The organism is Brevundimonas bullata, from assembly GCF_014207965.1.
Taxonomy (GTDB): Bacteria; Pseudomonadota; Alphaproteobacteria; order Caulobacterales; family Caulobacteraceae; genus Brevundimonas; species Brevundimonas bullata_A.
The window spans coordinates 207,301-220,103 of the sequence record NZ_JACHLM010000005.1 but is presented as its reverse complement, the minus strand read 5'-3'; the positions used below and the strand labels follow the sequence as shown (position 1 = coordinate 220,103).

Below are 12,803 nucleotides of genomic sequence, written 5' to 3'. Positions count from 1 at the left end.
AAGATGCCTTGGTCACAGCGCACCCCCGGTGCGCCGCTGTCGTTACGGCGACCTCTATAGCAGCCACTGCGACCATGCCAATGCAGCGAAATCCGTCATGACGGGTTGATGCTAGGCAATCCGCTGCTAAAGAGCGCGTCCAGAAACGACTGCGCTCATTGGCGCAGCGATGACGGCAAAAGGATGACCGGTAATGAAGCTGCTCTCTGGCAATTCGAACCGGACTCTGTCCCAGGCCATCGCCACCCACCTCGACATGCCCCTGACCAAGGCTCAGGTGAAACGATTCGCCGATAACGAGGTTTTCGCGGTCATCGAAGAGAATGTCCGCGGCGAGGACGTCTTCATCATCCAGTCGACCTCCTATCCGGCCAACGACAACCTGATGGAGCTGCTGATCATGACCGACGCCCTGGTGCGGGCGTCGGCGCGGCGGATCACGGCGGTCATGCCCTACTTCGGCTACGCCCGTCAGGACCGGAAGACCGGCGGCCGCACGCCCATCTCGGCCAAGCTGGTCGCCAACATGATCACTCGCGCCGGCGCTCACCGCGTCCTGACGATGGATCTGCACGCGGGTCAGATCCAGGGCTTCTTCGACATTCCGACCGACAACCTGGTCGCCACCCCGGTCCTGGCCCAGGACATCAAGGACCACTACCCGCGCGGCGATGATCTGATGATCGTCTCGCCCGACGTCGGCGGCGTGGTGCGCGCCCGTTCGCTGGCCAAGCGTCTCGACGCCGACCTGGCCATCGTCGACAAGCGCCGCCCTAAGGCGGGCGAGAGCGAAGTCATGAACATCATCGGCGACGTCGAAGGCCGCCGCTGCATCCTTTTCGACGACATCGTCGATTCGGGCGGCACCCTGGTCAATGCGGCTCAGGCCCTGATCGATCGCGGCGCGACCGAGGTCTCGGCCTATATCAGCCACGGCGTCCTGTCCGGACCGGCGGTCCAGCGCGTCACCAACGGCCCGCTCAAGGAGCTGGTGATCACCGATTCCATCGAACAACCTGACGAAGTTTTGAAGTGCGGAAAGATTCGCACGGTATCCGTGGCCCCTCTTATCGGCGAGGCTATCCGGCGCATCGCCAATGAGGAATCGGTCTCGAAGCTGTTCGATTAACCTTCGAATAACCATTCCCTCAGCGATATAGACGCATCAGTTTCTGGGGCGCGCCCCGCCCTGGTTTCAGGGGCCGCGCCCCGCGTTCGATTTGAGGGAAGTTCGCCGATGTCTCAGGCCTTCTTGCGCCGCGGCCTGTCCGTCGCCGCCATCGCCGCCGCCGCCATCCTGGCCAGCTGCTCGACGCCCGAACCGGAAGCGCCGCCTCCACCCCCTGTGGTCGCGCCGCTTCCGCCGGTCAGCCTGAACCAAGGCGTGGCTGAGGCCGCCTCGATCTACGTGACCTACGTCCGTCAGGTCGGGTCGATCAAGGCAGGCTTCCCCGACGCCGAGTCCATTCAGGCTGCCGTGCGAACAGGCTCGGCCTCCGATCCTGTGCAATTGTCGCGCGGCATGATCGCCTATGGCTCGATCCTGGCCCTGCAGTCGCCGGAGTATGTCGCCGGCGTGCGTCAGTTCGCTTCCACGCCTGCCTTGCGTCAGCAGATGATCGCCAGCATCGTCGCCGACCCGGCCTATGCGGCCACCCTGCCTGGCGCCGACGCGGCGGCTGGCCTGATCGCCTCTACCATGGGCAAGGACATCGAGGCCCTGACCGCCATCGCCGAGGCGGTGGAAGCCGACGCCTATACGATCCAGGAACGCCGCGACCCGCGCCGCCGTTGGGCCGTCAGCCCCGTCGCCCATCGCGACACACGACTGCAGTCGGCCAAGACCCTGTCAGTCCCCCAGCTCCCCTCAGCCGAGGACAGCGCCCGGCTGTTCGCCGCCGCCAATAGCGGAACCGGTCTGGGCCTGACCCCGGCGCAGCGCAGCGCGCCCTTCACCCCCGCCATGGTCAACTCGCTGGCGATCGCCGCCCTGGCCGCCCTGGGAGCCGCCGGAGACGAGGCCAAGACCAACACGGATGCGTTGACGACCGAATCAAACAACGAATTCTGCACCAATATGTCCAAGCTGATGCTGTTCCAGTGCCTGGCTGCGTCGCGCCCAAGTTACGAAGACATGTTCTGCGCCGGCCGCCACATCGTGCGTGACCTGGCCACCTGTACGGCCCAGTACACGGGGCCTACGCCGACTCCAGCAACGCCGGTGGTGTCCATCGCCGCATCGACTCCCACGCCGGGAAGCGGCATGAACTGACGCCAAGGCGGGCTGAAACGACCGGGGCGGTTGCGCGCCCCCCCTGTTCCGTGTAATAGCCCGCCCTCTTGAATTCGAGGGTTCATGACCCCGTCGCGCGGGCTCCGGTTAGCGCGGCGTATCTGTAGTTATTGAGGCGAGCCCGATGGCCGAGATCATTCTGAACGTTGACGTCCGTGAAGGCGCAGGCACCGGCAGCGCGCGCGCTGTTCGTCGCTCGGGCGCTGTGCCTGGCATCCTGTACGGCGGCGACAAAGCCCCCGTCTCGATCTCGGTGAACGAGAAGGACTTCCGCAAGTCCCTCTACACCGGCAAGCTGCTGGGCCACCTGGTGACCCTGAAATACGGCGACGAGACCCAGCCGGTCATCGCCAAAACGGTCCAGTTCGACCCCGTGTCGGACCGCCCGCTGCACTTCGACCTGATGCGCGTCGATGCGAACGCACCGGTCAAGATCGAAATCGCCGTTCACTTCAAGAACGCTGACGAAGCGCCGTTCACCCGCGCTGGCGGCATGCTGGAAATCGTCCGTCACTCGGTCGAGATCCTGGTCGCCGCCGACCTGATCCCGGACGAACTGGTCGTTGACCTGAAGGGTCGCGAAATCGGCGAAAACATCCGCATCTCGGACATCGTCCTGCCCAAGGGCGCGACGACGGTCATCGCTGACCGCGACTTCATGATCGCTACGATCAAGGCTTCTTCCGCTGCCCAGTCGGAAGCCGGCGACACGACCGTCGAAGCCTAAGCTTCTTCCACTGTCGAAGATCAGCCCCGCCGGGTTCGCCCGGCGGGGCTTTTCTTTGCCCGGAGCACAGGGCAAGAGGGCCCCATGATCATCATCGCCGGCCTGGGCAATCCGGGCCCCAAATACGAAAAGAACCGCCACAACATCGGCTTCATGGCCGTGGACGAGATTTCGCGCCGTTGGCGCTTCGGGCCCGAGCGGGCCAAGTTCCAGTCGATTGTCAGCGAGGGCGAAGTCGACAGCGCTGACGGCCCGGTCAAGGTCCTGCTGATGAAGCCGCAGACCTATATGAACGAGAGCGGCCGCGCGGTCGGCGAGGCGGCGCGCTTCTACAAGATCAAACCCAGCGAGATCATCGTCTTCCACGACGAAATCGACCTGGCCCCCGGCCGCTTCCGCATGAAGACCGGCGGCGGCGCGGCGGGTCAGAACGGCATCCGCAGCCTGATCAGCCACCTGGGCGCCGACTTCCGCAGGGGCCGCATGGGCATCGGCCATCCGGGCGAGAGCCATCTGGTCATGCCGCACGTCCTGGGCGACTTCCACAAGGCCGAGAAGCCCTGGCTGGACGCCCTGTTGCAAGCCTGCGCTGACGCCCTGCCCTTCGCCGTGGCGGGCGACGACGAACGCTATCAGGGCGAGGTCATGCGCCTGGCCCCGGCGCCCAAGTTCAGCCCACGGCAGGCCGCGCGGGGAGAGTAACGCGACGCCTCTCCATCCCCTTCATGGGGAGGGTGGTCGCGCAGCGACCGGGTGGGGAGGGCATGGCGATACTAGGCATTGCGCGTGAATAGCCGAGCCGCCCCCACCCGGCTTCGGCTTCGCCTCAGCCACCCTCCCCATGAAGGGGAGGGAGAATCAGGAAATCAATCCGTCGTCGTCCACGCCGCCTTGAGCGTGGTCGCGCCGTTGGCGGGCACTATCATCGTCCAGACCGGATAGCCGGTGTCGTCGATGCGGCTGCGGATCGACTGGCTGAGAATACGGAAGCCCCGCCGTCCCGCCGCCTGTGGCGACAGATCAACGGTCACGGCCTCGCTGCGCGCATTGGTGACGGTGATCTCCATGTCCGCGCGGTGCGCCCTGCCCCCCTGGTCCCGGGCGGAACGGGACGACACGCGCCGCGTCGCCACCCGCACGTCGGGCGACTGGCCGAATGACAAACGCACCGGCAGGCCCACGCCCTTGTCCACGAACCGATCTTCGCCCGCCAGGAGGACGCCGCCCGCGCCGTCGGGCTGCATCACCGCCACCGTCCCCCCCGGCAGAGCCAGGCCCAGGCCCGTACGGGCCTCGTTGCGAAGCCTTAGCTGTATCTCGGCCGGCTGCGCCTCGGCGCTGTCATTTGCATCGACCCAGGCCCGGTAGACCCGGTCATAGGCCACGCCCGCGCGCTCCATGAAGCGGACCTGCTTGGTCTGGCGTGCGGCCACGGTGGTGGGCTCCGGCAGGGTATAGATCTTGTAGTCGCCCAACTCGCCCTGACGGACGACCCGGCTGCCGGTGACGACGATCTCTCCGACAACGGAGTTCCGCTCTGCGGGAACAGGCGCCCCATAAACCACCACCGGCGGCCCGTTGTATTCGACGCGATCCTGCTTGTAGGTCGGCTCAAGTCCGCTGCCCAGGGTCGTCGTCCCCTGCGGCCAGCAGCCCGTCTGCGGATAGCGGATGACCGGCTCGACCGGCACGGTGCCGTCGTCCTTCCGCAGCGTCCCGGCCACCACCTGCACCGGCACGTCAGGGAAGCCGGTGCCGCCGAAGTTGGCCAGGGTCACCCAGCCAGTCAGGTCCAGCGTCCGCCCGTCGGGGTTCAGCCGCGCCACATAGTCCGCCGACCACTGCAGCCCCGTCGCCAGATAGGCCAGGGTGACGGTGTGGCGCCCGGCGTGCTCGGCCCGCGTGCGGACGGACAGCACCGGCTGGTCGCCAAGGCCCTCAGGGATTCGGTCGAAGATGACGCGCTCGGTCTGGCCGGAACAGTCCAGGGCCTCAAAGCGGCCGTCGATCTCCAGCACCGTGCCTTGCGCGCCCGCGCGGATCACGGCGGCCTTTTCGACCTGTTCGCCGGTCGCGGGATTGGTGCGGACGGCGCGCACGACCTCGCCTACGGACTTCTCAATCAGGCTGGCGGGCGACAAGAGGTCGAAGTCGGCGTTGCGCTCGACCACATGGGCGGGCAGGCCCTCCAGCACCGCGCTCTGCGGCACGACGCCGGTGGCCAGCCCCCGGAAGCGGATGATCCCCTCGCCCGCCGGCAGGTCCACCGTCCGCGTCTCGACGATCAAAGCCAGCCCCTGCTGGTCCAGCCGGCTCCACGGCTGGCGGGACTGGGCCATCAGTTCGACGGTGTTCACAGGCCGGTCGCGATAGATGACCACCGTCGCCGTATCGGGACGCGCGGAGACGCTTTCCGTCTGCGCCCACGCCGAGGGCGCGATCAAGCTCAGGGCCGTGGTGATCGCCAGCAGGCGGAGCATGGGATCAGCCGCCGGTCGTGATGGTCGCGGTCAGCTTGGTCTCGCCGTTGGCGGGCACGGGCACGCGCCAGACCACGGTGTTGGCGTCGCGCAGGTCGCCCGCGATGCTCTGCTCGCTCAGTTCTGTGTCGCGCCCCAGACCGCGCTGGCGCACCTCGACCGTGACCGGCTGGGGGCGGGCGTTGCGGACGGTGTATTCCATCGCGTAGCGGGTCCGCCACCGATAGTAGGACGACTTGGGCGCGGCGGTGCTGGAGACGAGACGCGGCTGCACCGTCACATCGAAGGCCTCGCCCGTCGTGATGACGATCTCGGACCCGGCGGGCGCGTGATCGACCTGATCCTCGCCGATGAAGCGCGGCTCGCCCGCCTCATCCTTCACATAGACGCGCATGACCCCCGCCGGCAGGGCGCGGGCGGCATTTCCCGATCCATTGCTGAAGATGACGCCGACCTCAGCCGCGACGGGCTCCTCGAAGGTCTGGAAGCCATTGATGACGTTCAGATAGCGCTTGGTAGCGGGCACGCCCGCCGCGTCGATCAGGCCGACCTGCTTGGTCTGGTTATTGGCGACCGTCACAGCCTCTGGCAGCGGATAGACATAGACGTCGGCCAAGGCCCCCTGCCCGCCCGTCTGCGTGCCGTTGCCGCGCTGGCCGGGCCGCACCACGCCGCGCGGGTTGTAACCGCCCTGGTTGACCAGGTTGACGTCGCCCGCCACCACCCGCGTCTGGGCGTTCGAGAAGGTCGCGCCGGAGTTGTTGGTGATGGTGATCCAGCCGGTCAGGTCCAGCTTGCCCGCTTTTTCGTCGAAACGAGCGACATAGTCGGCCTTCCACGCCAGGCCGGTGGTCAGATAGGACAGCGTCGTCTCGCGACGGCCGGCGCCTTCGGCGTCCAGAGTGACGCTCAGCGTCGGGCGTGGGCGCAGGTTAGCCGGCACCCGGTCAAAGATGACCCGCGTCGGCACCCCGTCGTCGCGCAGCACCTCGATCCGGTTTCCGATCTGCAGCACCACGCCCTGATTCGCCGCCAGAACGCGGGCGCGCTCGGTCGTCTGCGCGCCCGAGCCGGGGTTGGTGCGGACGATGCCGATGTCGCCGCCGACGGCGCTTTCCATCAGCTTGCCGGGCGTCAGCAGGTCATAGTCGAAGTTCTGCTCCACCACCGACAGGCCGCGTCCCGACAGGCCGACCGTCTCGGGCCGGATGCTGGCGGACACGCCCGGAAACTCCTGACGCGAGCGCCCGGCGGGCACGTTCAGGTTCCGCACGTCCTCCACCAGGGCGATGTTCTGATTATAGACGGTCAGGGAGACGCGGTCGGGTCCGCCCGGCCCCTCCTCCACCTGTTGCGCCATTACCGGCGCGGCCAGCAGCATGGCGACGGCGAAGGGTCCGAGTGCGCGGATCATGAGGTCTTCCCTGAGCGTTTCGAGGGCCACGCTGACACGGAGAAACGGCCGTTGTCGAGGGTGCGCGGCGTCCCGTCGCGCTGGACGGCTCTGGCTTCACATTGCGGGAAGGTTTAAGCCCCGGCCTGTGACCCGGTCCCAGAGTGAAAACTGGTCGATTGCGCGCTCGCTGGCCTTCCTGGCCGCGACGTTCGCCATCGTGATCGGAACCCTGCTGCCGTTCGCGGCCCTGGCGGCCTCGGTTCCCGGCCAGCCCATCGTCATCTGCTCGGCCGAGGGGCCGCAGACGATCCAGACGGGCGGCGTCGACGGCCCGGTCAACCAGCACGTCGGGGCCAAGTGCGCCGCCTGCGTCATGCCCCTGCTGGCCGCCCTGCCCGAACCGCCTGCGCCCGCTCCGGCTCCGGCCGTCCGCATGGTCGCGCCGGTCGCCTATGCGCCCTTCCGCGTCAGCCCGCCGCCGCCGGCCCGCGCGCCGCCGCGCCCGCCGTCCACCGCCCCTCCGCACGCCTGAAAACCAGACCTATCGACGCCGCGCGCCTGCTGACGGGCCGCGCGGCTGCATTTCTGTTTTCAGGATTCCAGTTTCATGTCTTTCAAGACCACTGCCGCGCCGTGCGCGCTGCTCATCGGCGCCTGCCTGGCGCCCGCCTTTGCTCATGCCTCCGAGGCTGAGGGGCCGAACGCTGAAGGTCCGGCCACCGTCGTCGACAGCATCATCGTCACCGGCCGCCGCAACGCCGAAGACCCCGCCGTCGTGGCCGAGGCGCGCGATCGCCTCAGCCGCACCCCCGGCGCTGTGGCCGTCGTCTCGGCCGAGAGCTATGCCGACCGCTTCGCCCAGGGCTTTGCCGACACCCTGAGGAACGTCCCCGGCGTCCTCGCCCAAAAACGCTATGGCGAGGAAAGCCGGCTCTCCATCCGCGGCTCGGGCATCGCCCAGGGCTTCCACCAGCGCGGCGTCCTGTTCGCCCAGGACGGCGTGCCCTTCGCCGACGCCGACGGCTTCTCCGACTTCCAGAGCGTGGACGCGCTGAGCGCCCGCTACATCGAGGTGTGGAAGGGGTCGAACACCCTGCGTTTCGGCGGGGCGCAGCTGGGCGGGGCGATCAACCTGGTCACGCCGACGGGCCGCACGGCGCTGCAAGAGAACCTGCTTCAGCTTGAAGGCGGCAGCTTCGAATCCTGGCGCGGCCACGCCGCCGTCGCTCGCACGCACGGCGACTGGGACGTCTATGCCGCCGCCACAGCCATGCAGAGCGACGGCTGGCGCGACCACAGCCAGCAGTCGCAGGGCCGCCTGACCGTCAACGCCGGGCGCTCGTTCGGCGAGGACCGCGAGGTGCGCCTGATCGCCCAGGCGGCGGACATCAAGCAGGACATCCCCGGCGCCCTGACGCTGGATCAGGCGCTAAAGACGCCGCGCATGGCCTCGAACTCGGCCCTGACCGGGGATCAGGCCCGCGACCTGACGGTCAAGCGCCTGACGCTGCAGACGCGCTGGCGCTTCAATGAATCCACCCTGTTCGAGGGTGCCGTCTGGGGTTGGGAGAAGTCGCTCTATCACCCGATCTTCCAGGTCGTGGATCAGGACAGCGCCACGCGCGGCGCCTTCGCCCGCATCGACTGGACGGGTCAGGTCGCGGGCCTGCGCGCCGACGCCTTCTATGGCTTCAGCTGGCGTGACGGCGACCTGGACGCCCTGCGTTATGTCAACATCGCCGGCAATCGCGGCGCCCTGACCGCCAAGGGCAAGCAAGAAGCGACGGGGCTGGACGTCTTCGCCGAGGGACGGCTGTTCGTCACCGACCGGCTGGCCCTGGTGGCGGGCGGGTCCTGGGGGCGGGCTACGCGCGACTATCGCGACCACCTGGCCCCGGCCAATGACGACAGCATCGACTACGACTGGTTCTCGCCGCGTCTGGGCCTGTTGTGGGAAGCCGAAGACGGCGCCCAGGTCTTCGCCAACATCACCCGCTCGGTCGAGCCGCCGACCTATGGCGCCCTGGTGCAGGCCCCGCTGGCCGGCTTCGTCCCGGTCGAGGTTCAGGACGCCTGGACCGCCGAGATCGGCACGCGCGGCAGACGCGGCGCCTTCGCCTGGGACCTGACCGCCTATCGCAGCCAGATCGATGGAGAGATCCTCAACTTCATCACCGGCCCGGACATCCCCGCCGCCACCTTCAACGCCGACAAGACCCTCCATCAAGGAATCGAGGCCGGTCTGGACTGGCGCCTGCCCGTCGAACTGGCCGGCGGCTCGCTGCTGCTGCGCCAGACCTGGACCTGGAGCGACTTCCGCTTCGACGGCGATGCGCGCTGGGGCGACAACCGCCTGCCGGTCGTGCCCGAGCATCAGTACCGGGCCGAACTGACCTGGCGTCATGCCTCGGGCGTCTTCGTCACGCCTTCGGTCGAGTGGCGGATCAGCAGCCCCTATGTCGACTACGCCAATAAGACGAAGGCGCCCGACTACGCCCTGCTGGGCCTGACCGGCGGCTTCAACATCGGGTCCAACGCCTCGGTCTATGTCGATGCGCGCAACCTGACGAACGAGCGCTACGTCGGCGAGTTCTCCGCCGTGACCATCGGCGGCGCGTCCAGCGCTGTCTTCTTCCCCGGCGAAGGGCGCTCCGTCTTCGTCGGCGTCAGGCTGGCCTACTGATGGGCCGTCCCGCCAAAATCAGGGGCGAGGCGCCGGACATGATGTCCGGCGCCTATCGCGCGGTCTGGCGCTGGCACTTCTACGCCGGGGTGCTGGTCATGCCCTTCCTGATGCTGCTGACGCTGACCGGCGCTCTCTATCTGTTCAAGGACGAGATCGATCAGGCCGTCTATCGCGCCATGATCCAGGTCCCGGCCAGCGCGCAGACGGCCGATCCCGATCAGTGGCTGACGGCGGCGGCCGTCGCCGGCCAGGGACGAGCCGCGAACGTCCTGGTCCCGGCGCGATCCGATCAGGCCGTGCGCATCCGCGTGGATCGCCCGGACGGTTCGCGACGGACCGTCTTCGTCGATCCTCATACGGCCCGCGTCACCGGCGTCACCGCCTATGGCGGCGTGACCGAGACGATCAAGGCGCTGCATTCCCTCAGCCTGTTCGGCGGGCCGGTCGGCAAGGCGCTGAACATCCTGGTCGAGATCGTCGCGGGCTGGGCCGTCATCCTGTGCGCCACCGGCCTCTATCTGTGGTGGCCGCGCCGGAGAGAAGGGGCGGTGCTGCGGCTGAAGGAAACCGATGCGGGTCGCCGTCCCTTCTGGCGCGACCTGCACGCCGTGACCGGCTTCTATGTCGGCGGGGTGATCATCTTCCTGGCGGTGACGGGCATGCCCTGGTCCGCCGTCTGGGGCGATCAGTTCATGGGGGTGATGCGCGGCACGGGTCTGGGCCGTCCGCCCGCGCCCGCCGCCGCCAGCCCCTGGAGCCACGCCAAGCCGCACGACGCCCCGGCCGGCGTAGGCTGGACGCTGGAGAACGCCGTCCTGCCCGCGCCTACTCACGGCCACGCAGCCCCGAGCCTGAGGCGCGTGCTGCTGACTGCGCGTGAACAGGGCCTGCCCCGGCCCTTCACCGTCAGCATCCCGCAATCGGCCGACCTGGCCTGGACCGTCGCGCGCCAGACGCGCCAGGCCGAGGACGCCCGCAGCCTCTATGTCGATGGCGCGACCGGAGCGGTGAAGGCCGACCTGCGCTGGGAACAGTTCGGCGTCATGGCCAAGGGCTTTGAGTGGGGCATCGCCGTCCACCAGGGGATGCAGTACGGCTGGATCAACCGCATCCTGATGCTGGCGGGCTGCATCGCCGTTTGGGTGCTGGCGATCAGCGGCTTGGTCATGTGGTGGAAGCGCCGTCCGCCCAGCCTGTCGCGCCGTCGCCTGGGCGCCCCGCCCTCGCCCCCCGGCCCTCGCGCCCGGACGGCGGTGCTGTGCATCGTCATTCCCCTGTCCATCCTCTATCCCTTGACGGGACTGAGCCTTGTGGCCGCCCTGCTGCTCGATCGAGCGGTGCGGACGTTCGCCGGGTCCAAGACCGTCGCCTCCTAAAAAGGAACACCTCGATGAAATCCCTGTTCGCCCTGGCCGGTCTGTCGGCCGCCGCCCTGACCTTGGCCGCCTGCGGTCAGCCGGCGGAAAAGCCCGCTGACGCCGCCGCCGTCCCCGGAACCGTCACGGTCGCCGACGCCTGGTGCCGCCCGACGCCGAACGGCGCCAAGGCCGGCGGCTGCTACGTCACCCTGACCGCCGGGTCCGAAGACCGGCTGGTCAGCGTCTCCACCCCGCTCGCCGACAGCGCCCAGATCCATGAGATGAAGATGGAGAACGGCATGATGAGCATGAGCGAGCTGAAAGACGGCCTGCCCCTGCCCGCCGGTCAGAAGGTCGAGCTGAAGCCAGGCTCGACGCACATCATGCTGATGGGCTTGCGCGATCCGCTGGTGGACGGCGGCGTCGCCTCCTTCACCCTGACCTTCGAAAAAGCCCCGGCCATTGGCGTCCATGCGGCGGTGAAACAGCCGCCGGTGGTGGATTCGCAGGAGTAGCAACGGCCCGACTTTCCTCCCCACTCGTGGGGAGGGGGACCGCGCAGCGGTGGAGGGGGCGACGCAGACGTCAGCCGTCGAGTCGCCCCCTCCGTCACGTCGGCTACGCCGCCGCGCCCCCTCCCCATAGGATGGGGAGGAAAGCTGGATTTGCCCCCGCACCTGACAAACAGCCCCGAACCCGCTAAAGGCTCGCGCTCACGAGGAATCCCATGGCTCTTAAAGTCGCGATCGTCGGCCTGCCCAACGTCGGCAAGTCCACCCTGTTCAACGCCCTGACCAAGACGGCGGCGGCGCAAGCAGCCAACTATCCGTTCTGCACCATCGAGCCGAACACCGGCGACGTGGCCGTGCCCGAGCCGCGCCTCGACGTGCTGGCCGGCATCGCCGGGTCCAAGGAGATCATCCCCTCGCGGATCACCTTCGTGGACATCGCCGGCCTGGTGCGCGGCGCGTCCAAGGGCGAGGGCCTGGGCAACCAGTTCCTGGCCAATATCCGCGACTGCGACGCCGTGGCCTTTGTCGCGCGCTGCTTCGTCGATGACGACATCACCCACGTCGAAAACCGCATCGACCCCATTTCGGACCTCGAGATCATCGAGACCGAACTGATGCTGGCCGACCTCGAAAGCCTCGAGAAGCGCGTCGTCAACGTCGAGAAGAAGGCCAAGGGCGGCGACAAGGACGCCCAGCAGACCCTGCGCCTGATCAACCTGGCCCTGACGCCGCTCCGCGCCGGCAAGCCGGCACGCGTGGCCCAAATCGACAAGGAAGACGAGAAGGCGTGGCATATGCTGCAGCTTCTGACCTCCCTGCCCGCCCTCTACGTCGCCAACGTCGACGAAGCCTCGGCCGACAAGGGCAATGAGCTGTCCGACCTGGTGGCCAAGCGCGCCGCCGAGGACAACGCCAACTCGGTGGTCATCTCGGCCCAGATCGAGTCCGAAATCGCCGTCCTGGACGACGAGGAGCAACGCGAGTTCCTCGAGACCCTGGGTCTGGAAGAGCCCGGCCTGAACCGCCTGATCCGCGAAGCCTACAAGCTCCTGGGCCTGCAGACCTACTTTACGGTCGGCCCCAAGGAAGCCCGCGCCTGGACCATCCCCGTCGGCGCCACCGGCCCGCAAGCCGCCGGCGTGATCCACACCGACTTCGAAAAGGGCTACATCCGCGCCGAAACCATCGCCTACAACGACTTCGTCGCGCTCAAGGGCGAAGCGGGCGCCAAGGAAGCCGGCAAGATGCGGGCTGAAGGCAAGGCCTATGTCGTCAAGGACGGCGACGTGATGCACTTCCTGTTCAACAACTAAGCCAGGCGGGCGTCGTCCAACCCCGGCGACGCCCGACA

General features: G+C 68.0%; 11 protein-coding genes. 9 read left to right on the top strand and 2 right to left on the bottom strand.

Annotated elements, in window-relative coordinates; translation table 11 throughout:
* Window positions 1-193: 193 nt before the first annotated feature.
* The 4 genes from HNP51_RS14540 (at window position 194) to pth (ending at window position 3,722) form a co-directional block, all read left to right on the top strand.
* Complete coding sequence (locus tag HNP51_RS14540; protein WP_184271857.1) at window positions 194-1,129, top strand: ribose-phosphate pyrophosphokinase; 936 nt, start codon at window positions 194-196, stop codon at window positions 1,127-1,129.
* A 108-nt stretch (window positions 1,130-1,237) separates the two neighbouring features.
* Window positions 1,238-2,272 carry a hypothetical protein gene (locus tag HNP51_RS14535; RefSeq protein ID WP_260398517.1) on the top strand — a complete coding sequence of 345 codons (1,035 nt, stop codon included), beginning with the start codon at window positions 1,238-1,240 and terminating at the stop codon, window positions 2,270-2,272.
* Between the two features lie 145 nt (window positions 2,273-2,417).
* On the top strand, window positions 2,418-3,020 hold the full coding sequence (locus HNP51_RS14530) for a 50S ribosomal protein L25/general stress protein Ctc (RefSeq protein WP_184271861.1): 603 nt from the start codon (window positions 2,418-2,420) through the stop codon (window positions 3,018-3,020).
* 84 nt (window positions 3,021-3,104) lie between these two features.
* Complete coding sequence (pth, locus tag HNP51_RS14525) at window positions 3,105-3,722, top strand: aminoacyl-tRNA hydrolase (protein WP_184271865.1); 618 nt, start codon at window positions 3,105-3,107, stop codon at window positions 3,720-3,722.
* Window positions 3,723-3,886: 164 nt separating this feature from the next.
* Here pth and HNP51_RS14520 read toward each other — a convergent pair whose 3' ends face one another.
* Together HNP51_RS14520 and HNP51_RS14515 are read right to left on the bottom strand one after the other, a co-directional pair.
* Complete coding sequence (locus HNP51_RS14520; protein ID WP_184271868.1) at window positions 3,887-5,500, bottom strand: DUF4139 domain-containing protein; 1,614 nt, start codon at window positions 5,498-5,500, stop codon at window positions 3,887-3,889.
* 4 nt (window positions 5,501-5,504) lie between these two features.
* The gene (locus HNP51_RS14515; protein WP_184271871.1) at window positions 5,505-6,914 is read right to left on the bottom strand and encodes a DUF4139 domain-containing protein; all 1,410 of its coding nucleotides are present in this window, start codon (window positions 6,912-6,914) and stop codon (window positions 5,505-5,507) included.
* 127 nt (window positions 6,915-7,041) lie between these two features.
* Between HNP51_RS14515 and HNP51_RS14510 the strand changes: the two genes are divergently transcribed.
* The 5 genes from HNP51_RS14510 (at window position 7,042) to ychF (ending at window position 12,765) form a co-directional block, all read left to right on the top strand.
* On the top strand, window positions 7,042-7,428 hold the full coding sequence (locus HNP51_RS14510) for a hypothetical protein (protein WP_184271874.1): 387 nt from the start codon (window positions 7,042-7,044) through the stop codon (window positions 7,426-7,428).
* A gap of 75 nt (window positions 7,429-7,503) precedes the next feature.
* Entirely contained in the window at window positions 7,504-9,579 is a 2,076-nt protein-coding gene (locus HNP51_RS14505) for a TonB-dependent receptor domain-containing protein (RefSeq protein ID WP_184271877.1), read from the top strand.
* Complete coding sequence (locus HNP51_RS14500; RefSeq protein ID WP_184271880.1) at window positions 9,579-10,958, top strand: PepSY domain-containing protein; 1,380 nt, start codon at window positions 9,579-9,581, stop codon at window positions 10,956-10,958. Before HNP51_RS14505 ends, HNP51_RS14500 begins: the two co-directional genes overlap by 1 nt.
* Before the next feature lie 14 nt (window positions 10,959-10,972).
* Entirely contained in the window at window positions 10,973-11,455 is a 483-nt protein-coding gene (locus HNP51_RS14495; RefSeq protein ID WP_184271883.1) for a copper chaperone PCu(A)C, read from the top strand.
* Between the two features lie 212 nt (window positions 11,456-11,667).
* Window positions 11,668-12,765, top strand: coding sequence for a redox-regulated ATPase YchF (gene ychF / locus HNP51_RS14490; protein WP_184271887.1), 1,098 nt, complete (start codon window positions 11,668-11,670; stop codon window positions 12,763-12,765).
* The last annotated feature ends 38 nt before the right edge of the window (window positions 12,766-12,803 follow it).

Bases quoted from the DNA above. Each gene is read 5' to 3' on its own strand.
- HNP51_RS14540 (WP_184271857.1), top strand. From the start codon at position 194: ATGAAGCTGCTCTCTGGCAATTCGAACCGGACTCTGTCCCAGGCCATC.
- HNP51_RS14535 (WP_260398517.1), top strand. From the start codon at position 1,238: ATGTCTCAGGCCTTCTTGCGCCGCGGCCTGTCCGTCGCCGCCATCGCC.
- HNP51_RS14530 (WP_184271861.1), top strand. From the start codon at position 2,418: ATGGCCGAGATCATTCTGAACGTTGACGTCCGTGAAGGCGCAGGCACC.
- pth (WP_184271865.1), top strand. From the start codon at position 3,105: ATGATCATCATCGCCGGCCTGGGCAATCCGGGCCCCAAATACGAAAAG.
- HNP51_RS14520 (WP_184271868.1), bottom strand. From the start codon at position 5,500: ATGCTCCGCCTGCTGGCGATCACCACGGCCCTGAGCTTGATCGCGCCC.
- HNP51_RS14515 (WP_184271871.1), bottom strand. From the start codon at position 6,914: ATGATCCGCGCACTCGGACCCTTCGCCGTCGCCATGCTGCTGGCCGCG.
- HNP51_RS14505 (WP_184271877.1), top strand. From the start codon at position 7,504: ATGTCTTTCAAGACCACTGCCGCGCCGTGCGCGCTGCTCATCGGCGCC.
- HNP51_RS14500 (WP_184271880.1), top strand. From the start codon at position 9,579: ATGGGCCGTCCCGCCAAAATCAGGGGCGAGGCGCCGGACATGATGTCC.
- HNP51_RS14495 (WP_184271883.1), top strand. From the start codon at position 10,973: ATGAAATCCCTGTTCGCCCTGGCCGGTCTGTCGGCCGCCGCCCTGACC.
- ychF (WP_184271887.1), top strand. From the start codon at position 11,668: ATGGCTCTTAAAGTCGCGATCGTCGGCCTGCCCAACGTCGGCAAGTCC.